This is a genomic window from Marinicella marina (assembly GCF_030065545.1).
Classification (GTDB): Bacteria; Pseudomonadota; Gammaproteobacteria; order Xanthomonadales; family Marinicellaceae; genus Marinicella; species Marinicella marina.
In genome coordinates this window covers 58,570-80,050 of record NZ_JASJNC010000003.1, presented here as the reverse complement: position 1 = coordinate 80,050, position 21,481 = coordinate 58,570, and the positions used below count along the sequence as shown (strand labels likewise).

Annotated in this window: 29 protein-coding genes and 1 tRNA gene; all 30 read left to right on the top strand. The window is 41.9% G+C overall.

Annotated features, from left to right (window positions below; translation table 11 throughout):
• The first annotated feature begins 5 nt into the window (after positions 1–5).
• Positions 6–81, top strand: a tRNA-Phe gene (locus tag QNI24_RS05340).
• A gap of 347 nt (positions 82–428) precedes the next feature.
• The gene (locus tag QNI24_RS05335) at positions 429–2,876 is read left to right on the top strand and encodes a DNA-directed RNA polymerase (protein WP_283708566.1); all 2,448 of its coding nucleotides are present in this window, start codon (positions 429–431) and stop codon (positions 2,874–2,876) included.
• A 61-nt stretch (positions 2,877–2,937) separates the two neighbouring features.
• Positions 2,938–3,924: a hypothetical protein gene (locus QNI24_RS05330; RefSeq protein ID WP_283708565.1), complete on the top strand. Its 987-nt coding sequence runs from the start codon at positions 2,938–2,940 to the stop codon at positions 3,922–3,924.
• Positions 3,921–4,139 carry a hypothetical protein gene (locus tag QNI24_RS05325; RefSeq protein WP_283708564.1) on the top strand — a complete coding sequence of 73 codons (219 nt, stop codon included), beginning with the start codon at positions 3,921–3,923 and terminating at the stop codon, positions 4,137–4,139. The genes QNI24_RS05330 and QNI24_RS05325 overlap by 4 nt, the downstream gene beginning before the upstream one ends.
• 1 nt (position 4,140) lies before the next feature.
• Positions 4,141–4,779, top strand: a complete 639-nt coding sequence (locus QNI24_RS05320) for a hypothetical protein (RefSeq protein ID WP_283708563.1) — start codon at positions 4,141–4,143, stop codon at positions 4,777–4,779.
• On the top strand, positions 4,779–5,144 hold the full coding sequence (locus tag QNI24_RS05315) for a hypothetical protein (protein ID WP_283708562.1): 366 nt from the start codon (positions 4,779–4,781) through the stop codon (positions 5,142–5,144). The genes QNI24_RS05320 and QNI24_RS05315 overlap by 1 nt, the downstream gene beginning before the upstream one ends.
• Positions 5,145–5,235: 91 nt before the next feature.
• Positions 5,236–5,670 carry a RusA family crossover junction endodeoxyribonuclease gene (locus QNI24_RS15460; RefSeq protein WP_430539203.1) on the top strand — a complete coding sequence of 145 codons (435 nt, stop codon included), beginning with the start codon at positions 5,236–5,238 and terminating at the stop codon, positions 5,668–5,670.
• Positions 5,667–5,963 (top strand): hypothetical protein, encoded by a 297-nt coding sequence (locus tag QNI24_RS05310; RefSeq protein WP_283708561.1) that lies wholly within the window; start codon positions 5,667–5,669, stop codon positions 5,961–5,963. Before QNI24_RS15460 ends, QNI24_RS05310 begins: the two co-directional genes overlap by 4 nt.
• A gap of 6 nt (positions 5,964–5,969) precedes the next feature.
• The gene (locus QNI24_RS05305) at positions 5,970–6,401 is read left to right on the top strand and encodes an N-acetylmuramoyl-L-alanine amidase (RefSeq protein WP_283708560.1); all 432 of its coding nucleotides are present in this window, start codon (positions 5,970–5,972) and stop codon (positions 6,399–6,401) included.
• Between the two features lie 15 nt (positions 6,402–6,416).
• The gene (locus QNI24_RS05300) at positions 6,417–7,118 is read left to right on the top strand and encodes a hypothetical protein (RefSeq protein WP_283708559.1); all 702 of its coding nucleotides are present in this window, start codon (positions 6,417–6,419) and stop codon (positions 7,116–7,118) included.
• The gene (locus QNI24_RS15455) at positions 7,115–7,399 is read left to right on the top strand and encodes a helix-turn-helix domain-containing protein (RefSeq protein ID WP_430539202.1); all 285 of its coding nucleotides are present in this window, start codon (positions 7,115–7,117) and stop codon (positions 7,397–7,399) included. Before QNI24_RS05300 ends, QNI24_RS15455 begins: the two co-directional genes overlap by 4 nt.
• Before the next feature lie 188 nt (positions 7,400–7,587).
• A complete protein-coding gene (locus tag QNI24_RS05295; RefSeq protein WP_283708558.1) occupies positions 7,588–7,899 on the top strand; it encodes a hypothetical protein in 312 nt (103 codons plus the stop codon).
• Positions 7,875–9,479 (top strand): toprim domain-containing protein, encoded by a 1,605-nt coding sequence (locus tag QNI24_RS05290; protein WP_283708557.1) that lies wholly within the window; start codon positions 7,875–7,877, stop codon positions 9,477–9,479. The genes QNI24_RS05295 and QNI24_RS05290 overlap by 25 nt, the downstream gene beginning before the upstream one ends.
• A 9-nt stretch (positions 9,480–9,488) precedes the next feature.
• Positions 9,489–9,731: a hypothetical protein gene (locus QNI24_RS05285; RefSeq protein ID WP_283708556.1), complete on the top strand. Its 243-nt coding sequence runs from the start codon at positions 9,489–9,491 to the stop codon at positions 9,729–9,731.
• Positions 9,732–9,733: 2 nt separating this feature from the next.
• Positions 9,734–10,036: a hypothetical protein gene (locus QNI24_RS05280; RefSeq protein WP_283708555.1), complete on the top strand. Its 303-nt coding sequence runs from the start codon at positions 9,734–9,736 to the stop codon at positions 10,034–10,036.
• A gap of 10 nt (positions 10,037–10,046) precedes the next feature.
• On the top strand, positions 10,047–10,637 hold the full coding sequence (locus QNI24_RS05275) for a Gabija anti-defense Gad2 family protein (RefSeq protein WP_283708554.1): 591 nt from the start codon (positions 10,047–10,049) through the stop codon (positions 10,635–10,637).
• 9 nt (positions 10,638–10,646) lie between these two features.
• Entirely contained in the window at positions 10,647–12,464 is a 1,818-nt protein-coding gene (locus QNI24_RS05270; protein WP_283708553.1) for a DNA polymerase, read from the top strand.
• A gap of 12 nt (positions 12,465–12,476) precedes the next feature.
• Positions 12,477–12,734, top strand: coding sequence for a hypothetical protein (locus tag QNI24_RS05265; RefSeq protein WP_283708552.1), 258 nt, complete (start codon positions 12,477–12,479; stop codon positions 12,732–12,734).
• Positions 12,735–12,882: 148 nt separating this feature from the next.
• On the top strand, positions 12,883–13,317 hold the full coding sequence (locus QNI24_RS05260) for a hypothetical protein (protein WP_283708551.1): 435 nt from the start codon (positions 12,883–12,885) through the stop codon (positions 13,315–13,317).
• Between the two features lies 1 nt (position 13,318).
• Positions 13,319–14,278, top strand: coding sequence for a DNA cytosine methyltransferase (locus tag QNI24_RS05255; RefSeq protein ID WP_283708550.1), 960 nt, complete (start codon positions 13,319–13,321; stop codon positions 14,276–14,278).
• A 246-nt stretch (positions 14,279–14,524) separates the two neighbouring features.
• Positions 14,525–14,809, top strand: coding sequence for a hypothetical protein (locus QNI24_RS05250; RefSeq protein ID WP_283708549.1), 285 nt, complete (start codon positions 14,525–14,527; stop codon positions 14,807–14,809).
• Positions 14,793–15,566: a hypothetical protein gene (locus tag QNI24_RS05245; protein WP_283708548.1), complete on the top strand. Its 774-nt coding sequence runs from the start codon at positions 14,793–14,795 to the stop codon at positions 15,564–15,566. Before QNI24_RS05250 ends, QNI24_RS05245 begins: the two co-directional genes overlap by 17 nt.
• Positions 15,554–16,090, top strand: a complete 537-nt coding sequence (locus QNI24_RS05240) for a DUF6378 domain-containing protein (RefSeq protein ID WP_283708547.1) — start codon at positions 15,554–15,556, stop codon at positions 16,088–16,090. The genes QNI24_RS05245 and QNI24_RS05240 overlap by 13 nt, the downstream gene beginning before the upstream one ends.
• A 13-nt stretch (positions 16,091–16,103) precedes the next feature.
• Complete coding sequence (locus QNI24_RS05235) at positions 16,104–16,289, top strand: hypothetical protein (RefSeq protein ID WP_283708546.1); 186 nt, start codon at positions 16,104–16,106, stop codon at positions 16,287–16,289.
• A gap of 214 nt (positions 16,290–16,503) precedes the next feature.
• Entirely contained in the window at positions 16,504–18,048 is a 1,545-nt protein-coding gene (locus QNI24_RS05230) for a portal protein (RefSeq protein ID WP_283708545.1), read from the top strand.
• Between the two features lie 2 nt (positions 18,049–18,050).
• Positions 18,051–18,212 (top strand): hypothetical protein, encoded by a 162-nt coding sequence (locus tag QNI24_RS05225; RefSeq protein WP_283708544.1) that lies wholly within the window; start codon positions 18,051–18,053, stop codon positions 18,210–18,212.
• 12 nt (positions 18,213–18,224) lie between these two features.
• Complete coding sequence (locus QNI24_RS05220) at positions 18,225–19,016, top strand: capsid assembly protein (protein ID WP_283708543.1); 792 nt, start codon at positions 18,225–18,227, stop codon at positions 19,014–19,016.
• Between the two features lie 181 nt (positions 19,017–19,197).
• Complete coding sequence (locus QNI24_RS05215; RefSeq protein ID WP_283708542.1) at positions 19,198–20,196, top strand: major capsid protein; 999 nt, start codon at positions 19,198–19,200, stop codon at positions 20,194–20,196.
• A 57-nt stretch (positions 20,197–20,253) separates the two neighbouring features.
• Positions 20,254–20,886 (top strand): hypothetical protein, encoded by a 633-nt coding sequence (locus QNI24_RS05210; RefSeq protein WP_283708541.1) that lies wholly within the window; start codon positions 20,254–20,256, stop codon positions 20,884–20,886.
• On the top strand, positions 20,886–21,479 hold the full coding sequence (locus QNI24_RS05205) for a hypothetical protein (RefSeq protein ID WP_283708540.1): 594 nt from the start codon (positions 20,886–20,888) through the stop codon (positions 21,477–21,479). The genes QNI24_RS05210 and QNI24_RS05205 overlap by 1 nt, the downstream gene beginning before the upstream one ends.
• The last annotated feature ends 2 nt before the right edge of the window (positions 21,480–21,481 follow it).

The window sequence follows — 21,481 nt, the reverse complement described above, 5'->3', positions numbered from 1 at the left end:
GGTTTGCCCGGATAGCTCAGTCGGTAGAGCAGGGGATTGAAAATCCCCGTGTCGGTGGTTCGATTCCGCCTCCGGGCACCATTTTATTCCGTTAAGATTCAATAGGTTACACAGGTTCCCAACGTAACTTCCTCAGAAAGACAGTAATAATTTAGACACTTAATTAGACAAATTTATCACTTGACTATGACTATCCGTAAGGATATGATATCTAAAGTAAAAAAACAAAAGTGCATCATAGAAATAGGGTAATAAAGACACCTATAGATACTAAAGACACTAAAGACACTATAGATTTAATAATAATATTTATATTAATTAATAAAGAATAATAAATATATAACTATAGAGTCTTAAGGATCCTTAAGTATCTAAAGGTACGTCTATAACCTGCACTATCCAATAGAATACTTAATCGGAAATATTAAATGCAGAATAACTTATTAGAAAGACAATTGAAATTAGAGACTGAGTGCCTGGCATTAGGTCAAGAGAAATATTACAAGAGATTGGAGGGTAATAAGAGCTTCGAGTCTTCACCAGTAGAATTCTCATGGGTACGTAACAACACACCAGCACTAGCTGAATTCATAGATGAGAAGTTAAAGCTATTCAAGGGCAGCTCTAAAGCACGTCAAGCTGCCAAGGGTAAGAAGGCTTGTCTGAACATTCAGGACTTTGATCCTCAGATGTTAGCCCATCACACCTTAAGACTCCTAGTAGACCCAGAGCACCTTGAGCAAGATAAGGCCATCTCTAGCTGTGCAATAGCCTTGTCTAATTTTATTCTTTCTGAGATTAATTTTAGAAGATTAGATGAAAAGCAACACGATAAGTACCGTGCACACCAGAAGACCCTACAGGATCACATGAGACAGAAGTTCTCAGTGAACCAGTTGTTACTTAATGCAGGTGTAGCTCCTCTCATGTGGGACACAGCTGTTAAGGTGCATGTGGGTGTCTGGTTACTTGAAGCTGCCATTGAATTATTTAATTACTGGGAACAAGCAGCAGTCACAAAGGGGAAGTACCGTAAGAATGTCCTCAGACCTAAGCAGGAGCTTATTGAGTGGCTTAACTCTGCACATAGCTACATGTCTACCCTTAAGCCCTTAAAGATGCCTATGGTGCATCCTCCTTTGGATTGGACTAACATGCACGATGGTGGCTATATCTCTGATGTCTTCTCCCGAGACAAGTCAGTCAAGACTCTGGATGATAACTACTCAGAGGCTTTAGATGCTTATGACCTAGAAGAATTCTACAGAGCTATCAACCTAGTACAAGCCACGCCCTACAAAGTCAACAAGACCACATTAGATGTGGCTCAGTGGTGTTGGGACAATAACATTCGTATAGGCTCAGAGGGTAAGGAGATCCTACCATCCAAGCTGAATCTAGAGATACCTGCGTATCCTGCTGACTGGAGGTTGGCACCTAAGGACATGAAGATGCAGCATCCCGAGGTGTACAAACGCTATGCAGTAAGGGCTGCTATTGTCTTTGATCAGAATTCACGGATGATAGGTAAGAGAGTAGCAAGTAACACTACCTTATCTATCGCAGAGAAATTCAAAGATGAGGAAGCCATTTACTTCCCACACTCAGCAGACTTCAGAGGTCGTATCTATCCTTTACCACACTACTTCCAACCACAGGGCACTGACCTGGCTAAAGGTTTGATGTTGTTTGCTGAAGGTAAACCTCTAGGTGAAGACGGTGCTTTCTGGCTTCATGTACACGCAGCGAATTGTTGGGGTGTTGATAAAGTCTCCAATGACGAAAGGGTCGAGTGGACTATGAGGAACATGGAGGCTATCTTGGACTCAGCAATGAACCCTAAGGACGGCGCAGGGTTCTGGATGGAAGCAGACAAGCCCTTCTCAGCACTAGCAGTTGCTCTGGAGCTGTTACAGTACCAAGTCCAAGGTGATGAAATGTTATCCTATATTCCTATCGCAATGGATGGGAGCTGTAATGGTCTCCAGAACTTCTCTGCTATGTTGAGAGATCCTATTGGTGCTAAGGCTACCAACCTGGTACCTGGGGAGAAACCTAATGACATCTATCAGGACGTAGCAGACCTTGTGGTTAAGAAGATCCGTAGGGACTCAATGACTGGGAATAAGTTTGCAGCTATCTGGGATGGTCATATCACTAGAAGCACAGTGAAGCAGCCAGTGATGACACTACCTTATGGTGCCACACAGAATGGGATGAGAGATCAGATACTTAATTGGTTGAAGAAGAATCATCCTAATCTATTTGCTGGTAATCAGAACTGGGCAGCAGCTGGTTATCTATCACTAATAACCTATGAGGCTATCCAAGAGGTCGTGGTGGCTGCAAGGGTTGCTATGGATTACCTGAAGAAAGTAGCGAGTGTGGTGTCTCAATCAGGACTCCCTCTGAGATGGGACACACCAGTAGGATTCCCAGTCCTACAGCACTACAAGAGATTCAAGTCTCGTAGGCTCTGTGTTCATATCAATGGTAAGAAGACTCAGGTTAGTCTTAACACCGATGAGTACACGTTGGATAAGAGGAAGCAGGGAATGGGCGTGTCTCCAAACTTGATTCACTCTCTGGACTCCTCTCACCTCATGCTCACTGTGCTACAAGCAGCCGATAATGGGGTCACTACGTTCTCTATGGTTCATGATTCCTATGCGACCCATGCGTGTGACACCAGCACCCTTCAGGCGTGTACGAGAGATAGCTTCGTGGACATGTACCAAGGTAATGTACTTCAGAGCTTCCATGATTCCATTAGTGAACAGCTGGAGCCTAAGTATCGGGATAAACTCCCACCAGTCCCAGAGATGGGTAATTTTAATTTAGATTTAATCAAAGACTCTCAGTACTTTTTTGCCTGAGAGAATCCAATTAGATACAGTATCAAAAACAAAAGTGCATCATAGAATATAGGAGAAACAAATGCAATTTAATAAAAATACAGATGAAGTTTTAGTAAAGGTGTGGGGTTTAGATGAAGATACCTACAACAGAGTAATAGAGAAGGCTGAAGAGTTAGGGGTTCCTAAGGTATCAGGTTTGGCAGACTTCTCCACCATAGGAGAGCATTGTAATAGTCACTTAGTCATTGGCTATGATAAAGGTGAAAATCTGATCCTCACTTCAAATTATTTAGAACCTAGAATTACTTTAACCCTTAGAGAGTTCTTCAGTCTTAAAAGAGCCGTAGAACATCCTCCAGGTTATGAAGACTGGGTAGTGGGGACTAAGATCTACGCGCAGAGCGATGGGGAATGGTGGACTAAAGGTAAAGAGTATGAAATCTTTGAAGTACCTCCTCTCTATAAATTCTGTTCTAAGTTTTCGGTTAGGATTATAGATGACGAAGGCGATGCTATTACATTAGATCTTGGTAATAGGTTAGAACACTTCTCACTAACACCTCCAGAATTTGTAGTGCCTGAACGATTCAAAGGGTTCGTTGAAGGTGCTACAGTCTACTTCAACAATAAGGAGGACACACCTCCCTGGTACACCTATGGAAAGGGTTATGAGATTATAGAGGTAGGATTCCATGACGCTGGTGATATGTTTATTTTTGTGGAGGATGGTGATGGAGAACCCATAGTAGCTTCGCAGGGCGGCAGACTGCAAGACTTCTCACTGACACCCCTATTACCTGAAAAGAATCTAGTCAAACCTAATAGACGATTCTCACTGAAATACGCTGACCTAGAAGTAGATACTGATTTGTATAGACAAGTTAAAAAGCACCTACATTACTTAGGTTATAAACAATGGGGAAAAGAGGGACATTCTATTGATTTTACCGTAGCTACTGATGATGGTGAATTTATTAGTAATTTGGGTAGTGGACTTTATAGCTCCTTCCCTTCTTTATCCTTCAAAGAGTTCTTCAGACTAGAACCAGAGGACTGCCGTGTATGATGGCAACCTTAGAAGCACCTAATCCTACTGCTACTCAGCGTAGGTTCATCAAGTACTGGGGTTCATTAAAGGAGTCCCAGAAACTCATGGTCATAGACGCACATGAATCAGCATGGTCACAGGGAAATCCTGTGGCCTCTGATGTGTACATTCAGATGACAGAAAATAATATAAACGTAGATTATCTACAAGAATTTTTAATGGAAGATAAATAATATGACAACTAAGAAGAAAGCAAAGTTAGTAACTCCTAAGGCGGTTGTAACCTGGGGTAAATCTCTAACAAATGAAGGGGAGTTTGACGGTAAAAAGACAGGTAAGTACGAAGGTAAGCTAAGGTTTGATCCAAGCCTTCCAGACCATGCAGAGTTCATTGAGTTCTTACGTGAATCTATTAGTACAGATGTTGATGCTTACCTTGAAGATCTGAAAAAATCAGACCCTAAGAAGCACAAAATTCAATCTAAATGGGAACGTAAAGATCCTTTCACTGAAGAGCTGGATGATCAAGGCGATGAGACAGGTATGTTACTTTGTAAATTTACAAGGTCAGTTAAGAAAGGTTTAGCTACTTTTGTGGACTCAGGTAAAACCAAGATGAAGAAGGTTCCAGATGTCTATGGCGGTGCAGAGATTAAGATTGCCTATGGGTTTGGAAAAGTCTATGCAATGGGAAGCAGTAAGTTAGTAGGTGTTCCACTTTATATGAACGCAGTTCAGGTAATCACGTTAGGCGGTAACTCAGGCGGTAATGAGAATGACTTCGATGAAGAAGATGGATACGAGTATGACGATTCAGTCGCTGAGGATCAAGCAGATTCTGAGGGTACTGATGATGAAGAAGAGGACTTCTGATGGATAATGTTTATAAAAACTTAATTATTAATGTAGATAAACTACCGAATGAAATACTAAAGGTAGTAATTCAGAAAATATACAAATTAAGTCATATCGACTACACCCATCTTTATAAAGAAGATACCGGTAATGTTGCTTATTTAAGAGTAGGAGAACACGGCTGGAACGACTCTTTTAACTTAGGAGAGCACACTTATGTGGCGCATGAATCAGAATGTATTACTGTGAATGAATTCTACGCGATTATAGCACAACAGGAGTCGTTAAAAGAGAAAGTGACTATCAGAATGTCACCTGAAGACTTTGAGAATGTGAAGGGTATCCTAAGTACTTTAGAGATTGTGGATAATCCTGATGAGTAACCTAATATTCTTCTGCTCAGTACTGTTCTGCATGGTCTGGCTGACCGTGAAGCTGATGACTGATGACGATGATGACGATTGGGCATCTTGATTGATCCTCCGTGACATATTCATCCAGATTCTACAAGACGCAGAACACGTTGGAAATCTCACAATACCCCTAAACCCAGTATCATGTCCCAGACCTAGAGTAACTAGATGGGGCGTGTACTACCCTAAGAAATACACAACTTGGAAGGCCGCAGCACTTGATGCGTGTCCTTGTGGGCAATTAAGACTAGAAGATCCTCTATTGGTATTGGTAGAGCATGTCTTACACCGCCCTAAGAAGCCAAGTAATCCTTATCCAGCCCCTGACCTCGATAACTTTGATAAGTCTGCCTATGACGCTGTCACATCCCTTAATGGGTACTGGCAGGATGATAAGCAGGTGGTCACAGGTATGAGCTGGAAGAGGTACGCACGTACTGGAGAAGAGCCAGGTACGAACATTGAATTTTATAAAATGAATGAGAAAATATTATGAATGATAAGTGTAGAAAATTAGCTGAGTCACAAATCCTAATGGGCATGGAAGGACGCGCATTTCTTGTAGGGGAGGAACCTATTACAACCTTTACAGATGAAAACGGTTTTAGCAATATGATTGCTGTAGATGATGCTGCGAAACAAATTCTTCTATCACAAGATTATAGAGGAGACTTAGAGGAAGTTGCTTTTTGTTATGAGGATTTAAACAAAGTGATTGAAGCATTAGTTTATATTAGAGGTGAATATGTGCAATCACTTTCGCCACCAAAGGACGCAACCATTCACTAACACTTAATGGCATTTAAAAAAGTAACATCGGTGGATTACCTAGTAGTCCACTGCGCTGCTACGCCTCCAGACATGGATATAGGTGCAGCAGAAATAGATGAATGGCACAGGGCTAAGTCCTGGTTAGCCATTGGATATCACTACGTCATCCGCAGAGATGGCACTCTCGAAACAGGACGTGCAGCCAATACAGTTGGTGCTCATGTCCGAGGATTCAACAATGTATCACAAGGTATCTGCATGGTTGGAGGAGTCGATGAGAAAGGTAAGGCTAAGAATAACTTTACCAAAGCTCAGAAGACTACGTTGAAGACCTTACTGACTGCCTTGAACCATCAACATCCTGAGGCTCGAATAGTAGGACACAGGGATCTTGATGATTCCAAGGAGTGCCCATGTTTCGATGTGAAGTCTTGGTGGAGACGAGTGAATAAATAACAAAACGGAGGCTATATGACGTTACCTAAAGATGTGGATTACATTAATTTAATAAGAAGACTTCCAGACCCTCACTTTTTCAATGGTAGATATTTTGAATTTCCAATCCTCACTGAAGACACAGGTTGGGAGTACATTACTTTTGAGCTATATAAATTACCACAAGGTCTTACTTGGAGACTAAAGGATGTCTCAGGGGATCAGCAAATAGCCTTAATTTTTGGAGAAAACAAAATGACACAAACAGCACAGCAAGAAGTACAAGCAGCTCGTGAGAGTTTAGAAGAAGCCCAACGTAGACTAGAGGCTGCTGAGGAGCAGTTGAAGAAGGGAGAGCAGTGGGAGCCTAAGGAGGGGAGGTATTACCTAGACCTTTTTAATAAAATTAATTTTGTTGTAAATGCAGACCTCGATGAAAGGTATTCAAATACCTCCTGCAGACACTTCCCAACTGAGAAGTCCGCAGAGATAGCCGCTAAGAACCTGAGGAACATAATGGTTCTCTCGCAGATCGCAGCAGATCTTAATGGTGATTGGGAGCCGGATTTATTAGCGGCTGGAGACCTTTTCTACATAGAGTATCATAAAACCGCTAGAGAATGGGTTGTTGCTTCCTACCGTGATTTTAGGCCTACTACAGTTTATTTTAAAGATAAGGAAACATCCGAACGTGCCTGTAAGATTTTAAACAACCAACCAGATCTGATAGAGCTATGAGTGGTAAGTTCAAAGACAAGCCTTTCACCAACACTCCTAAACTATCCCCACAACACCGACAGATCTTAGACCACTTAAAGTGCCAAGGATCTATCTCTCAGCTAGAAGCTACAGCTCTTCACAGGATTGATTGTCTAGCTAAGAGAATCAGTGAACTACGTCTTATTCATGGCTATGAGTTCACTAAGGAATGGAAGACAGACGTGACAGGTAAGAGGTACATGAGGTACTCAATTAATCAGGAGGAAGCATTAGATGACGAGAAAAGGATCGCAAGTTAAGTTATCCACCAACATGAGGGAGGCGTTCATAGAAGCGTCTCCTGATCTAAAAAAATCTTCAGCAGGTCTGATACACCGAAAGACTATGTGGAATGTCCAGAAGGACAAGTCACCTAGACAGTTCGTTAAGAAGTATGCAGCACCTAAGAGGAAATTTAAGAAACAAGAAGTCAACAGGAGTCAGATGTATGAGTTCTCAAAGAGAAATTAAAGTAGGTGATTGGGTTACATGTTTGAAATCTTCTTGTGATGGGTGCTTTACTGAAGGTAAAAATTATCAAGTAACAGCAGTTATATATGATAGTGGTGATGGTTCATTAGAGATGATAGATGACGAAGATGACCACAATGGATGGTCTGCAGAGAACTTCATAAAAGCAGCCTACCAAGGAACACCTCCAGACTACGAAGGAATCATACAGTCTATGAATAACATGATCGCAGAGACAGAAGAAATTTATAGGAAGCTCATAGAATGTCAGAAGATTCTCGATTCTTAAGGCATGTATCTTGTGATTCCTGCGGATCTTCAGATGCCAATTCTTTGTTTGATGATGGGCACCAGTATTGCTTCTCATGTGAAGCCTATGTACCAGCTGAAGGAGATGAACCAGTGACGACTACTAAGACTAAGAAATCTTTTAAACCCATACAGGCTGAGAATATTGAGAGAACGCTGCGAGGTATCAGACCAAGCACCTTTCAACACTGGAGCTATAAGACTGGGGAGTTTAATGATGAGCGTGTGCATGTTGCTAACTTCTTTGATGGCGGTAAGCTGGTAGGGCAGAAGCTAAGGTTCAAGAATAAAGACTTCAAATCCTTAGGTAAGTGCCCTCTCCTCTATGGCATGTGGCTCTGGAAGAACTCAGGACGTAAGGTAGTAGTGACAGAGGGGGAACTGGATGCCTTATCAGTCTCAGCAGTCCAAGGAGACAAATGGCCTGTAGTGTCTTTAACCAACGGCGCATCCTCAGCAGAGAAAGCATTCAAAGAGAACATAGAGTATCTCTGTGGTTTTGAGGAAGTTGTTATCTGTTTTGATAATGATGAGCCAGGACAGAAGGCAGCACTTGAGGCAGCTAATGTACTCCCACCAGGTAAAGCAAGTATCGTACAGTTCCCTGGGGACTACAAAGATGCCAATGAGATGCTTAAAGATGGTGCAGGTACTCAGCTCCAGAAGGTTATATGGGACGCTAAAGAGTACAGACCTGATGGTGTTGTGACTCTTGATGATGTTATAGAGGACGTATTGACTCCAGTGGAGATGGGATTCTCTTGGCCTTGGCAGAGTCTGACTGACATCACATGTGGACGTAGGTTGAATGAATCCTACTACATTGGTGCAGGTACTGGTATTGGTAAGACCACCTTTGTTCTTGAGATGTTGAACCATGATGCTCATGAGTTAGGCATGAAGACAGGTATCATTCCTTTAGAGCAGACACCAAAGAAGTTCTTTCAGAGACTTGCAGGTACATTAGGAAACAAGAAGTTCCACAAGCCCTCTGATGGGTCTTGGGATGCTAAGGATCTGCAAGGTGTCTTAGGTCGTATGAATAAAGAGAACCTATTTGTCTATGATTCAAAAGGCAGTGCTGATTGGGATAATGTGCAACGCATGATCCGCTATCTGGCTGTAGGCTGTGGGTGTACGAGTATCTATTTGGATAATCTCACAGGTCTTAAAGGTCATTCAGGTGAGTCCAATCTGGACTTCATGGACAGAGTGACACGTGATGTGGCCTCACTGGTTCTTGAGCTTCCTATTATGCTCACAGTGGTCTCACATTTAGCCACCCCAGAGAAAGGCTCACATGAAGAAGGAGCCAGAGTAAAGCTGCGAGAGTTTAAAGGCAGCAGAAGTATTGGAGCATGGGCACACAATGCCTTTGCATTAGAAAGAAATCAACAAGATTCAGATCGTAAGGACATCACCACTGTTAGGTGTTTGAAAGACCGAGAGTTAGGAGAGGCCACTGGTCTCACTGTGCAGCTTAGGTACGATCACGACACTGGAAGAATGGTGGAGTTCCATGAGGACTATGATGATGTTGATCCAGATGAATTATTTTAGGAGTTAAAGATGGACATAGATCTACATGTAGAAGAAGGTGTGAGGGTAGAAGATAATATCTATCCCTTATTAGCAAAGTTTAACGGAAATCAAGTTTGGTTAGTTGTATCAGGGACTCAAGGGGTTTTACTATATGATTCTCAAGGATATGGTGAGATAGGTTATTTTAGTAATTTTCTGGATTTTGGGGAAGACTCAAGAAACTGGGAAATATTACCCCCAGGATCTTCAGTAACCTTCCTGCAGGAGTAACCATGCCACTCAACACAGAACCAGAGAGTCATGAAGAGAAGCACTATGTCACTTCAGACTACGGGTACTTCACAATTGATGTGACCACGCCGATCCTTCATAGCTCTCTGAGTACCCACTGGGAACCTGCTGAGTATGAGGAAGGTGAGAGTCAGATGCACTGTGTTAGTTGTGAAGGCTTAACAGCTGAGGAGACTGAGGAGTTACTTGACCAGACTGAAGGTTTGATTGAGCTGCTTGAGGAGATAACCTGCTCAATCTATGACACCTCATATACATACCACGAAGACGACCCAGATTTATAGGAGAACAAAAATGAAACTTGTTACACAGAAAGCGTATTTTGCGCCAGAAGAGGTGCTTACAGTGGGGAATATTTTAAGGAATATCCCAGAAGCAGTTATAGCAGGAGGTGCTGCCCGATCAGTTCATACAAAAGAAGAGGTTAATGATGTTGATGTTTTTCTAGTAGGATGCAGCGACTTTAAAGAGAGAAAAGAGATGGCTATATCTGCGTTAAAAGCTAATGCTGAGTTAGTTTTTCAGTGTCCAGAAGGTCTTCTTTACTCTTTTAGAACTGAGAGTGGCCTGAAGATTCAATTGATATCCAAAAGAAACTACTCAGATGTGTCTGATTTATTTCAAAGTTTTGATTTCACTCTCTGTCAGTTTGCCTTTTTACATTCTGATTGCTCCTCTATATGGAATCAAGACGCAGCACAAGATGTGACACAGAAAGAACTAAAGATTAATAAAATTACATATCCAGTAGCGAGTTTGAAAAGAATGAGTAAGTATATTTCTTATGGCTATAAACCTAGTCAGGATTTTTACCTACAGATGTTCACAGAACTACATCAGTTCTTAATAACTGATGATTCTGATTTAGCTCTTTACATAGATTAGGAGAACAACATGATCCAGCTAGTATTTGATATAGAAACGAACGGCTTCCTACATAAGCTGGATAGAGTTCATTGTATTTGGATTTACAATATCCAAGAGGATACTCTGAAAGGTTATAAACCTCATGAGATCGAAGAGGCTCTTAAGGTCTTAGCAGATGCTGATGAGGTCATTGGTCATTTCATAAAGGGCTTTGATATTCCAGCAATTGAGAAGGTCTATCCAGACTTTAAGTTAAAGGATGGTTGTAAGGTCACTGATACCTTAATGTTCTCTAAGATGATATGGTCAGACCTAAAAGAGAGAGACTTTAAGTTTCGTAAGAAGAACCCTAAGTTCCCTGGGTTTCTTATAGGTCGTCACAGTCTTGAGGCTTGGGGACACCGCTTAGGGTTTCATAAAGGTGACTACTCTAAGGACTGTAAGGCGAAAGGCATAGACCCTTGGGCTGAGTGGAATGAGGACATGCACGACTACTGTAAAGTTGATGTTCAACTGAACTATGAGTTGTACAAAAGGATTCAGAAGAAACTAAAGGATCTCACTCCCTTAGCAATTCATTTAGAAACTAAGTCCCGAGAGATCTGCGATGCCCAAGAGAAGTTCGGAGTCCACTTCGATGAAGAGAAAGCCTTTGAACTTTATAACAAATTATCTGCTAGGAGGAATGTTCTTCATGAGGAACTTGTATCTATCTTTGGTTCTTGGTATGTGCGTGAGAAGGAGTTTACTCCTAAGCGTAACAACAAGACTCAAGGGTATCTGGAAGGTTGCCCCCTCTCCAAAGTTAAACTGGTAGAGTTCAATCCCAACAGTAGGGATCATATCGCCCGATGTTTACAGAAGAAACGTGGTTGGAAGCCAAAGGTTTTTACAGATGGAGGGAAGCCCCAGGTTGATGAGGGAGTCTTATCGAAACTCAGGTACCCAGAAGCCAAGCTGTTAAACGAATACCTTATGGTGAACAAAAGGATCTCACAGTTGGCTGAAGGGCGTGGTGCGTGGCTTAAGCTAGTTAAGAAGGACTCAAGGATCTACGCGAAGATAGATACCAATGGTACTGGTACTGCACGTTGTACTCACAACAGTCCTAATCTTGGACAGGTACCTGCAGTAAGAGCTGAATATGGTGAGGAATGTAGAGAGCTATTCACTGCAACTCCTGGCTGGAGTCTTATAGGTGCTGATGCTTCTGGATTAGAACTCAGGTGCTTAGGGCACTATATGGCTAAGTGGGATTTAGGTGCCTACATTAAGGAGATTCTACATGGAGACATACACACAACGAACCAAGAAGCTGCTGAACTTCCTACAAGAGATCAGGCAAAAACATTCATCTATGCCTTTCTATATGGAGCAGGGAATCCCAAGTTAGGATCAATTACTGGTAAAGGAGCTGCTGAAGGCAAGAGACTTAGGGAGAAATTTTTATCTGCCATCCCTGCCTTCAAAAAGTTATTGGAAGCAGTCACAAGAGCTGCCAAGAAACGCGGCTATGTTAAGGCAATTGATGGTCGGAAGGTCTATATACGCTCTGAGCACTCCGCGCTTAACTTCTTACTGCAGTCTGCAGGTGCCATAGTAATGAAACAAGCTATGGTCAACTATCACAATATCCTACAGGATAGTGGTTTAGATCATGGTGACGATTACAGGCAGGTGCTATGGGTACATGATGAGTGGCAGGTAGAGTGCCGCCCAGGTCTTGAGGACACAGTAGGACAAGCAATGGTCGATGGGATTCGTATGGTTACGGATCAATTTAATTTTAGATGTCCTTTGGATGGTGAATTCAAGGTAGGACAGAACTGGGCTGAGACCCACTAACAGGAGATAACAATGAAAAAGTTTAAAATAAACCCGCCTTCTTTACGAAAAGTAATTACACAAGATAGGTATGATTTTATAACTACATACGGAAGGTATCCTAACAAACTATTGATAACAAGAGATTTGTTCAGGTTTTTACAATCCGAGATTCCAAGGTTCTATGCAGCTACTAGGCCAAGTGAGTTCCTTGAAAACCCTACTTTCGAGGGTATGACTATTGAAATAATTGAAGGTGTTGAGACTTATGAAGTGGGGTTATTCGCATGAGCTTCTTGCTGAGTTTGTTACTTACTTTCTCGGTTGTCAACATAGACACACAGGACATAGCGTACTTCAAGTACAACTATGAAGAACAAACAATGAAGATTCTATTCGATGAGATATTTAATAATGGATTTGATGGAGCAACACAATAATGGCTAAATGGATCAGTTTTATCCCAGGTATCTTCAAGGGTATCGGGGAGTACTTCAGTCGTAAACACGAACTGAGGATGAAGAAGTTAGACCTTAAGTACAAGGTCGAGGAAGCTAAGGCAGTTGCTGAGATTAATTATCAGCAGACTAAACTAGAGGGACACATCAACTGGGAGCTTGAGCAGATTAGAAACTCAGGCATCAAAGATGATGTGACACTTTATGTCTTACTTATAATCATATTATCCTGTGGGATACCTTATATGCAGCCTTACATCCGTGAGGGATTTGCATTATTAGGTGAGTTACCGTTCTGGTTCCAAGTGATTGTAACGATTGCATTGACTGCTCAGTTTGGTGTGAGGACATTCGGTTCCTATACGAAGTTGGTACAGGCAAAGCAACAGGCACAGTCTAAGATGTTAGGAAATTAAAATGAATGTTCTTAGTTTGTTTGATGGGATGAGCTGCGGTCAGATTGCTTTCGATCAATTAGGGATACAAGTTGATAATTACTATGCTTCTGAAATAGATAAGTATGCCATTCAAATTTGTAAAAAAAACTATCCTAATACGAAACACTTAGGAGATGTTACAGATTGGAGAGAGTGGAACATTAATTGGTCGACAATTGATATTTTAATTGGTGGTAGTCCATGTCAAGGATTCAGCAATGCAGGGAAAGGATTGGCTTTTAACGATCCACGTTCAAAGCTATTCTTTGTATATGTAGATATTCTAAATCACATTAAAAAGGTAAATCCTAAAATAATATTTCTTCTTGAGAATGTTTCAATGAAGAAAGAGTATCTTTCTATTATCTCACAGTATCTTAATGTAGAACCTATCAAAATAGATAGTGCGTTAGTCTCTGCACAACGTAGGGTCAGGTACTACTGGACAAATATGGAAGGTGTTACACAGCCTATTGACCAAGGTATTCAACTACCTGATATCTTAGAAGATGGAGAAGCGGATCGAGACAAGAGCTATTGTTTAGATGCAAACTATTTTAAAGGAACAACTGTTCAGCAATATATTAAAAAGTGTAGAAGGCAGATTGTCTGGACAATCCCTGAAGCCACTAAAAAAGGCCATGTAACTGTAACTGAAGGTGACTGTATTGACTTAACTTTTATTAAAAGTAAGACCAGACGTGGAAGGTTGATGATAGAAAAGTCTAACTGTCTAACTGCTTCATCTCAGACATATTGTAAGGTCACTAAGGATTGGTTCAGAAAGCTAACACCAATCGAATGTGAGAGATTGCAGACAGTGCCTGATAACTATACAGAAGGTGTCTCAAATACACAACGCTATAAGATGCTAGGAAATGGTTGGACAGTTGCTGTGATTAGACATCTATTTTGGGAGGGACTGATATGCGTGAATTAGGGCTATTCTTAGGTTACTGCTTATCACTATGGATCACCTTCTTCTTAGGTACCCTATACCTACAGAACTATCACATCCACAAGATAACTGTACCAGCACCAAAGATGCGGTTAGATCCTTGTGGGTATGGTGAGGCACATATGAGCCAGACGATAACTTATGAAAGAAAATTTAATAGCCCAGATCTGTTAGTCACCTTCGGGTGTGCTAATGGTTCTAGGGTGTTCTTAAAACACAGAGGATATTATGAGCATTAAACTTAACCACAATTGGTCAATAGAGCATCACAAGCATGGCGGTTTTAATCTCATTGAAACACATAACAAAGGGTTTAATAAGAAGACAGGTAAGGACACAATTACTTCGAGGTCTTATTACTATCCAAACTTAAAGTTGTGTGTTGACAAGATGTTAGAAAATCAATTCAACAATGAGGCAGACAGCCTAACAATTGTGATTTATGAGATGGCGACATTTAGAGATGAGATATTAGAGAGGCTAGAGGAGATAGCAGATGCCAAAGAATCCTAGCACACTTCTAATAGATGCTGATGTCCCTTGCTACCAATTAGCCTTCAAGAATCAGACGAACATTGATTGGGATGACGATGGTAATGAGAGTATCTACACGGAACCTGAGCACCTGCAGCCTGACATAGACTCCTTTATCGAAGGGTTATGTGAGAAGTTCAACACCTCAGAGGTCGTGATAGCCCTATCGGACACTGAACGATCCTACAGAAAAGAACTGGAGCCAACCTACAAGTCCAACAGGAAAGCAGAGAAACCTAGGTTGTGGCAGATGGCTAGGGACTACCTAGAGAACGGAGACCACGGACACACTGTAAAGATCAAATCAGGTCTTGAGGGTGATGACATCTTAGGGATCATGGCGACCCATCCGAAATGGAAGGATAACCATGTGGTCTGCACGATTGATAAGGATCTACAGACTGTGCCTTGTAATCTGTATTTGTTTAATAAGCCTGAGTTGGGTGTAAAGAAGGTTTCGTACAGTCAATCAAGATGGTTTCTCATGTATCAGATTTTATGTGGTGATACTACTGATGGATACAAGGGGTGTCCAGGTGTCGGCGATAAGAGAGCCACAGCAATCCTGAATAGAAAAACAGGATCACATAAATATCACTGGGATGACATTGTATTTACATATGAATCCAAAGGACTTACAGAAGACGATGCGATCCACCAGGCTCGATTGGCTTACATTCTCCAGTATGGAGATTTTAATAATAAAACAGGAGAAGTAAAATTATGGACACCTTAATTAGGGGAACGGTTTATAGGGTTAAAGATGGGGATGGTACTTGCTTTGAGGTAGGGGACTTAGTGGTATTCACTGGTTATAGCGGTGAAGATTTAAATCCTTCACATCTTTGCATTAAAGTTGAGAACTACAATCCAGAGAAAGAGTACAATATTGGTGATTTGGATTGGGATGATATGTGTAACTTCTTGCTTCCATCTCGCCTTGAGAAAGTGAGTCAAGTTTTAGAACATTCAGATTCTGAACAGGAACTTATAGGCATAGAAGCCACCTTAAACTCCAGAGGTGCTGAGTATGGTGAGTATAAAGAGCGTTCATCAATTGAGCAGCGTCTAAAAGACACCATCCGTGACATGCCCACTTGGGATTCTATGGATGACTATCAGAAATCTTCACTAGAGATGATTGTCCATAAGATCAGTAGGCTCTGTGGGAACCCTGATAACGAAGACACCTGGCATGACATTGCTGGATATGCTTCATTGGTGGTTAATAATCTTGACAAAAGTGCTTCCTTGGTATAAATAGGAGAAGCGTATGGCAGAGATACCTCTCTTAACTATTGAATTAATTGACTTTTTAGACACGATCTACCCAGATCATGACTCTCATTTTATCTTAAAGAAGATGGGGGACACTAAAGGTCAACAAGAAATCATAGAACGTGCAGCTCAAAGGAAGCTGATTAATCACCTCAGGGAGAGCTTAGAACGTGAGAACTAATTTAACTTAATGTGCATTCCTAGCACACCAAAACCCCAGAAAGAAGAGAAAGCAGACGACTTGAGAATCTTATTATCCAGAGACCAATATGGTGCTTTTGGTAGAGGAGGTTCTTCAATTACAACTGCTGGAAGGAGACCGCAAGGAAGCGGTGGTTCTTCTGGAGGATTCAGTAGGCTTGGCAATCTACGAACACTACAGGGAGGTTTAACCATTGGATTATAAGGATGTATCCTGTGCAGAAAGATTTAAAACATTAGAGAGTAAGAAGACTCAAATAATGCACCGAGCAGAACAGGCAGCTAAACTGTCTATACCTGCAATCTTCCCCCCGATGGCTCACACAGAGAGTCAAGCACTTCATATTCCAAATCAAGGCTTAGGAGCCAAATGTGTGAACAACTTATCTGCAAAGATGTTGTTAGCATTATTCCCTCCTAACACAGCCTTCTTCAGACTAGATGCAGGTCTAAATCCTGAGGATGATGAGGATAAAGAACGTGCAAAAGAAATTACCAACGCACTTGCTGAAGTAGAGCAGGGCGTAGTGGGACACCTAGAATCAACAACACTCAGAAGCTCTATGGCTAATGCGTTCTTGTTAGATATTATCACAGGTAACTCACTGTTAGACATAGATAAAGATGGAACCATAAGAGTATTCAATCTCAGACATTATGTAGTAGAGCGAGACCCAAAAGGTACTGTCATTGATCTGGTTATCAAAGAGGAAATATCCCCAAGAACCTTAGATCCTGAGTTACTTGAGAAGCACTTCAATGCTTCAGAGCTTAAGAAGTTCGCTGAAGATCCTGATGAGACTGTAGAAATCTATACACGTCAGATTCTTAAAGATGGGAAATATCAAGTATATCAAGAACTTAACAAGATTAAGGTTGAAGATAGTTCAGCCACATATCCTAAGGAAGCCAGTCGATTCGTAGTGTCTCGATGGAGAGCCGTGGATGGTGAGGACTATGGACGTGGTTTGATGGAGGAGTACATAGGAGACTTCAGCATCTACGATGGCCTATGTCTTGATATGTCTTTGAACTCTAAACAGGCGGCGAAGGTTATCTTTACAGTTACTGCTAACAGTATGTTAGATAAGGATGATATAGCAAACGCTGAGTCTGGAGATGTACTGATTGGTGATGCTGATGAAGTCAAGACTATCCGTGTGGATAAGAATGGTGACTTCAGAATCACCTATGAACAGAGCAACAAACTAGAGAAGTCTCTATCTGAGGCGTTCTTACTGCACTCATCTATTCAGAGAGACGCAGAAAGAGTTACGGCTGAAGAGATCCGCTACATGGCTCAGGAGCTGGAGGATGCCTTAGGTGGTGTCTACTCAGTTTATGGTCAAGAGTTACAGAGACCTCTTCTAAACAGATTGCTGAAGATCTTAGCAAAGATGGGAGTTATACCTCCGATACCAAAAGAAGTTTCACTAAAGATTACCACAGGTCTTGATGCCCTGGGTAGATCTCATGAGACAAACAAACTGATGTCAGTACTCCGAGCAGCTATGGAAGTCTTAGGACAAGAAGCAGTGATGGAGAGAATTAGACCTGATGCAGTTATTTCAGAGTTAGGTAATGGTGCAGGTGTTGATGTAGAGAAGTTCTTATATTCACAGGAAGAAGTGGATGCAAGACAGCAACAACAAATGCAACAGAACATAGCAGAACAGAGCGCACCTGGAGCCATACAACAGGCAGTGGGTGCAATGATGAATCAAAACCAAGGAGCTTAATTATGGCAGATGCAAAAGTAGGAAACGCTGGTACTAAAGGTGGCGGTAAAGCCCCAAGCAACAAGAGTAAGGCGAACGAAAAGCTATCTACTGAATTCAACACCACCTCAGTGAATAATAAAGGTGAGAAAGTTGAAGGTAAATTAAAAATAACACACCGATAAGAAGTAACTGAAATGGCTGAAACTACAATAAACACGCAGGAATTCGATGCTGCTCAACAAGAACAAGCAGCAGCTACTGATAACCAAGACACTAATGGAGGTGATCTTATCTTAGGTAAGTTCAAGTCCCAAGAGGATCTTGAAAAGGCTTACACAGAATCCCAACGAAAAATCACAGAACTAAGTTCTGGTAATACTAAACCCGATGGTGATGTTGAGGACGAAACACCTAATGATTCAGTAGAGTCATTAGAACTCAGTAAGGATGATGACGAGTCCCAGGAAGGTGACACTGATAATCAGCCTCTGATTAATATGGACAGTGCTCTGAACGAGTTCACGGAAACAGGTGAGTTCAGCGAGGCCACTGTGGAAACCTTCGAGAAAGCAGGTATTCCTAAACAAAACTTAGACCTATACGTAGCTGGTATAGAAGCTCTATCAAAAATCTCCAAGATGGAAGGCGTGGCCTTAGTCGGTGGAGAACCTGAATATATTAATATGGCTAAGTGGGCACAGGCCAATGTGTCTGAAGGTGAATTAAAGGCGTATGACGCTGCTGTCAGTTCAACTGATAAGTTCACCAGAGACAACGCTATTCTTGCAATGCACAGTAAGTATGTTGCAGCTAATGGATCAGAGAGTAATCTAATTCAAGGAGGCAATGGCCTTCAAAACGGAATTAGACCTTTCAGTTCAGAAGCTGAGAAACAGACTGCTATGGCAGATCCTCGATATAAAACTAACCAGGATGGTTGGAGAGATGAGGTTCAGCAAAGAATCATGGCGACTGCCCGATCTTAATCATACCGTAGGTATCTGACTGCCCTTGCGAGGATAACAGTTAGAGCGATGCCTACACCTTATAGAAATCTAAATGGACTAGATTCGAGGTGCCCACTGCGGTGGACAACGCCTATAAGGAATAAGTTTCATATTAGATTAGCACACTTTTTAAAACAAATAATTTAAAGGAATTAAATTAATGGCTAATGCTAATGTATCGTTTCCAGGTGCGGATAACCTGACAACTACAACTGAAGCGGATAAGCGCGTCCTGTTTGAAGAAATCTTCACAGGCGAGGTCTTCACTGCATTCAGAGAACAAAACCAAATGCGTATGTATCACCGCATACGTTCAATTTCACACGGTAAGTCTGCAGACTTTGCAGCTATCGGCAAGGCAGTAGGTCGAAGACATACTCCAGGTGCTGAGATCACCGGTCAAGAAATCGCTCACGGCGAACAGACCATCACGATTGATGACTTGGTTATCTCCGATGTATTCATGTCGGATCTTCACACTAAGATGGCATCTTATGAGCTACGTGCTCCTTACGCCAACGAGTTAGGTGATGCCCTGGCACGTATCGTAGATAAGTCTGTCTTACGTGTAGGCTTAAATGCTGCACGATCTGCTAACCCTATCACATCTTTACCTGGTGGTTCTACCATCACTTTAGATGCAGGTTATGCTGCTGCTGATGATGCAACTAAAGCAGTCCAATTAGCTGATGCAATCTTTGCTGCCCACCAGATCTTCTTAGAGAAACGATCTGCTTCTGCAGGTGAGCTTAACTGCTTCCTGACTCCAGCAGATTACATGCGGCTGGTACGTAACAAAGACTTGTTGAATCAAGATTGGGGTGGCTTAGGTAGCTACTCACGCGCTGAGTTGCCTATGGTTGCTGGTATCAACTTAGTTGTTACTAACCATTTACCACAACAAAACGATGCGTCAACTACTGTTGGTGATAACTTCACTGATGATATTGACTCATTGAATGCTAAGTACGCTGGTGATTACTCAAAAGTACAGGCATTGATTATGTCTCCAGATGCTGCTGGTACCGTCGAGCTGATTGACTTCTCAGTTGAATCAGATAGAGACGTACGCAGACAAGGTGACTTGATTGTTGCGAAACAAGCTGTAGGTCATGGCGTATTACGTTCTGAATGTGCAGTTGAAATTGTTATCCCTTAATAGGGACTAATGGACTACGAGAGGGGCTTCGGCTCCTCTCATTCTTAAAGGGACAGGATGACTAAAACAACAGAATTAATGGCGGTCAATGAAGTACTGAAGGCCATTGGGGAGATCCCCATAAACTCTTTAGCTGTAGCGACAAACTCAGATGCGGCTATTGCTTTGGATACGCTCCGAAGCGTTAAGACAGAGGTGGAACAAAAGGGATGGTGGTTCAACTCCAGATACAATGTTGCCTATGCTCCCTCAGCAGGTAGAATTGCTATACCAGCTAATGTTATTTCAGTGAGACCATCTTCAGGTGGATACACAGCCACAGGCGAGAACCGTAACGTTGTAGAACGAGATGGGTACCTGTATGATATTGCTAACAACACCGATGTATTCAGTGGCTCAGTGAGTCTTGATATTATTGAGACCACAGACTTCGAGTTACTACCAGAACCTGCGAGACGTTATATTACTATACGTGCTGCAAGGATTACACACCAACAAATTTTAGGCGACAGCGCAATTGCTGTCTTCACCGAGATTCATGAGTTAGAAGCCTTCCGATCTATGGAAGCTGAACACGCCAGGAACACACCTGGAGGTGGGATATTCATGATGCGCCATAAGCTGAGAACTGCTGCTCTTATTCAAGACCCAGTTACCTCAGGAGGCAACCAACAACAAAGGACTAGGTAATGGCTGCTCCACAGATAGCAGATGACTTCCAAGCAGAAACTTTGTTAAACAGAGTCTTGATTTACTCAGGACTACCCAAGATCCCTTCAGGTCACATATTCAACTCCTTACTTAATGCAGATGAGGAGATTGCATACTCTCTATTAATTGAGAATGCGAGGATGGTGCAAAGTAAGGGTCTTTGGTTTAATACAGTTTATGACTTTGAGGTGCCTGTAAATGAAAGCAGTCCTTTCTACTCCATAGATCATGAGATTCAAGGGACTTTCATAAGTGTCCTGAACGTGATTAATAAACCAAGAAACAAGTGCATGGATGAGGACTACACCCTCTGGACTGATGACATAGGTAATCAGATCAGAACTGTGGATTACAATCCTGCCATGTATAAAGGGTACATAGATTATGTGTACTCCACACCCTTACAGAACTGCCCTGACAGTTTTACGGACTATGTGGTCAAGATGACTGCTCAAGAGTTCTCAGGGATCTTAGGACAACCTTTCAATCCAGATGTGGTTGCCAAAGCTGAGTACAGGATGACTCAGGAAGATGCGAAGAATTCTCGTAAACCCAACGTCTATAGGAGATAAAG

Excerpts from the sequence above, each read along its gene's own strand:
- QNI24_RS05335 (WP_283708566.1), top strand. The coding sequence starts at position 429 with ATGCAGAATAACTTATTAGAAAGACAATTGAAATTAGAGACTGAGTGC.
- QNI24_RS05330 (WP_283708565.1), top strand. The coding sequence starts at position 2,938 with ATGCAATTTAATAAAAATACAGATGAAGTTTTAGTAAAGGTGTGGGGT.
- QNI24_RS05325 (WP_283708564.1), top strand. The coding sequence starts at position 3,921 with ATGATGGCAACCTTAGAAGCACCTAATCCTACTGCTACTCAGCGTAGG.
- QNI24_RS05320 (WP_283708563.1), top strand. The coding sequence starts at position 4,141 with ATGACAACTAAGAAGAAAGCAAAGTTAGTAACTCCTAAGGCGGTTGTA.
- QNI24_RS05315 (WP_283708562.1), top strand. The coding sequence starts at position 4,779 with ATGGATAATGTTTATAAAAACTTAATTATTAATGTAGATAAACTACCG.
- QNI24_RS05310 (WP_283708561.1), top strand. The coding sequence starts at position 5,667 with ATGAATGATAAGTGTAGAAAATTAGCTGAGTCACAAATCCTAATGGGC.
- QNI24_RS05305 (WP_283708560.1), top strand. The coding sequence starts at position 5,970 with ATGGCATTTAAAAAAGTAACATCGGTGGATTACCTAGTAGTCCACTGC.
- QNI24_RS05300 (WP_283708559.1), top strand. The coding sequence starts at position 6,417 with ATGACGTTACCTAAAGATGTGGATTACATTAATTTAATAAGAAGACTT.
- QNI24_RS15455 (WP_430539202.1), top strand. The coding sequence starts at position 7,115 with ATGAGTGGTAAGTTCAAAGACAAGCCTTTCACCAACACTCCTAAACTA.
- QNI24_RS05295 (WP_283708558.1), top strand. The coding sequence starts at position 7,588 with ATGAGTTCTCAAAGAGAAATTAAAGTAGGTGATTGGGTTACATGTTTG.
- QNI24_RS05290 (WP_283708557.1), top strand. The coding sequence starts at position 7,875 with ATGTCAGAAGATTCTCGATTCTTAAGGCATGTATCTTGTGATTCCTGC.
- QNI24_RS05285 (WP_283708556.1), top strand. The coding sequence starts at position 9,489 with ATGGACATAGATCTACATGTAGAAGAAGGTGTGAGGGTAGAAGATAAT.
- QNI24_RS05280 (WP_283708555.1), top strand. The coding sequence starts at position 9,734 with ATGCCACTCAACACAGAACCAGAGAGTCATGAAGAGAAGCACTATGTC.
- QNI24_RS05275 (WP_283708554.1), top strand. The coding sequence starts at position 10,047 with ATGAAACTTGTTACACAGAAAGCGTATTTTGCGCCAGAAGAGGTGCTT.
- QNI24_RS05270 (WP_283708553.1), top strand. The coding sequence starts at position 10,647 with ATGATCCAGCTAGTATTTGATATAGAAACGAACGGCTTCCTACATAAG.
- QNI24_RS05265 (WP_283708552.1), top strand. The coding sequence starts at position 12,477 with ATGAAAAAGTTTAAAATAAACCCGCCTTCTTTACGAAAAGTAATTACA.
- QNI24_RS05260 (WP_283708551.1), top strand. The coding sequence starts at position 12,883 with ATGGCTAAATGGATCAGTTTTATCCCAGGTATCTTCAAGGGTATCGGG.
- QNI24_RS05255 (WP_283708550.1), top strand. The coding sequence starts at position 13,319 with ATGAATGTTCTTAGTTTGTTTGATGGGATGAGCTGCGGTCAGATTGCT.
- QNI24_RS05250 (WP_283708549.1), top strand. The coding sequence starts at position 14,525 with ATGAGCATTAAACTTAACCACAATTGGTCAATAGAGCATCACAAGCAT.
- QNI24_RS05245 (WP_283708548.1), top strand. The coding sequence starts at position 14,793 with ATGCCAAAGAATCCTAGCACACTTCTAATAGATGCTGATGTCCCTTGC.
- QNI24_RS05240 (WP_283708547.1), top strand. The coding sequence starts at position 15,554 with ATGGACACCTTAATTAGGGGAACGGTTTATAGGGTTAAAGATGGGGAT.
- QNI24_RS05235 (WP_283708546.1), top strand. The coding sequence starts at position 16,104 with ATGGCAGAGATACCTCTCTTAACTATTGAATTAATTGACTTTTTAGAC.
- QNI24_RS05225 (WP_283708544.1), top strand. The coding sequence starts at position 18,051 with ATGGCAGATGCAAAAGTAGGAAACGCTGGTACTAAAGGTGGCGGTAAA.
- QNI24_RS05220 (WP_283708543.1), top strand. The coding sequence starts at position 18,225 with ATGGCTGAAACTACAATAAACACGCAGGAATTCGATGCTGCTCAACAA.
- QNI24_RS05215 (WP_283708542.1), top strand. The coding sequence starts at position 19,198 with ATGGCTAATGCTAATGTATCGTTTCCAGGTGCGGATAACCTGACAACT.
- QNI24_RS05210 (WP_283708541.1), top strand. The coding sequence starts at position 20,254 with ATGACTAAAACAACAGAATTAATGGCGGTCAATGAAGTACTGAAGGCC.
- QNI24_RS05205 (WP_283708540.1), top strand. The coding sequence starts at position 20,886 with ATGGCTGCTCCACAGATAGCAGATGACTTCCAAGCAGAAACTTTGTTA.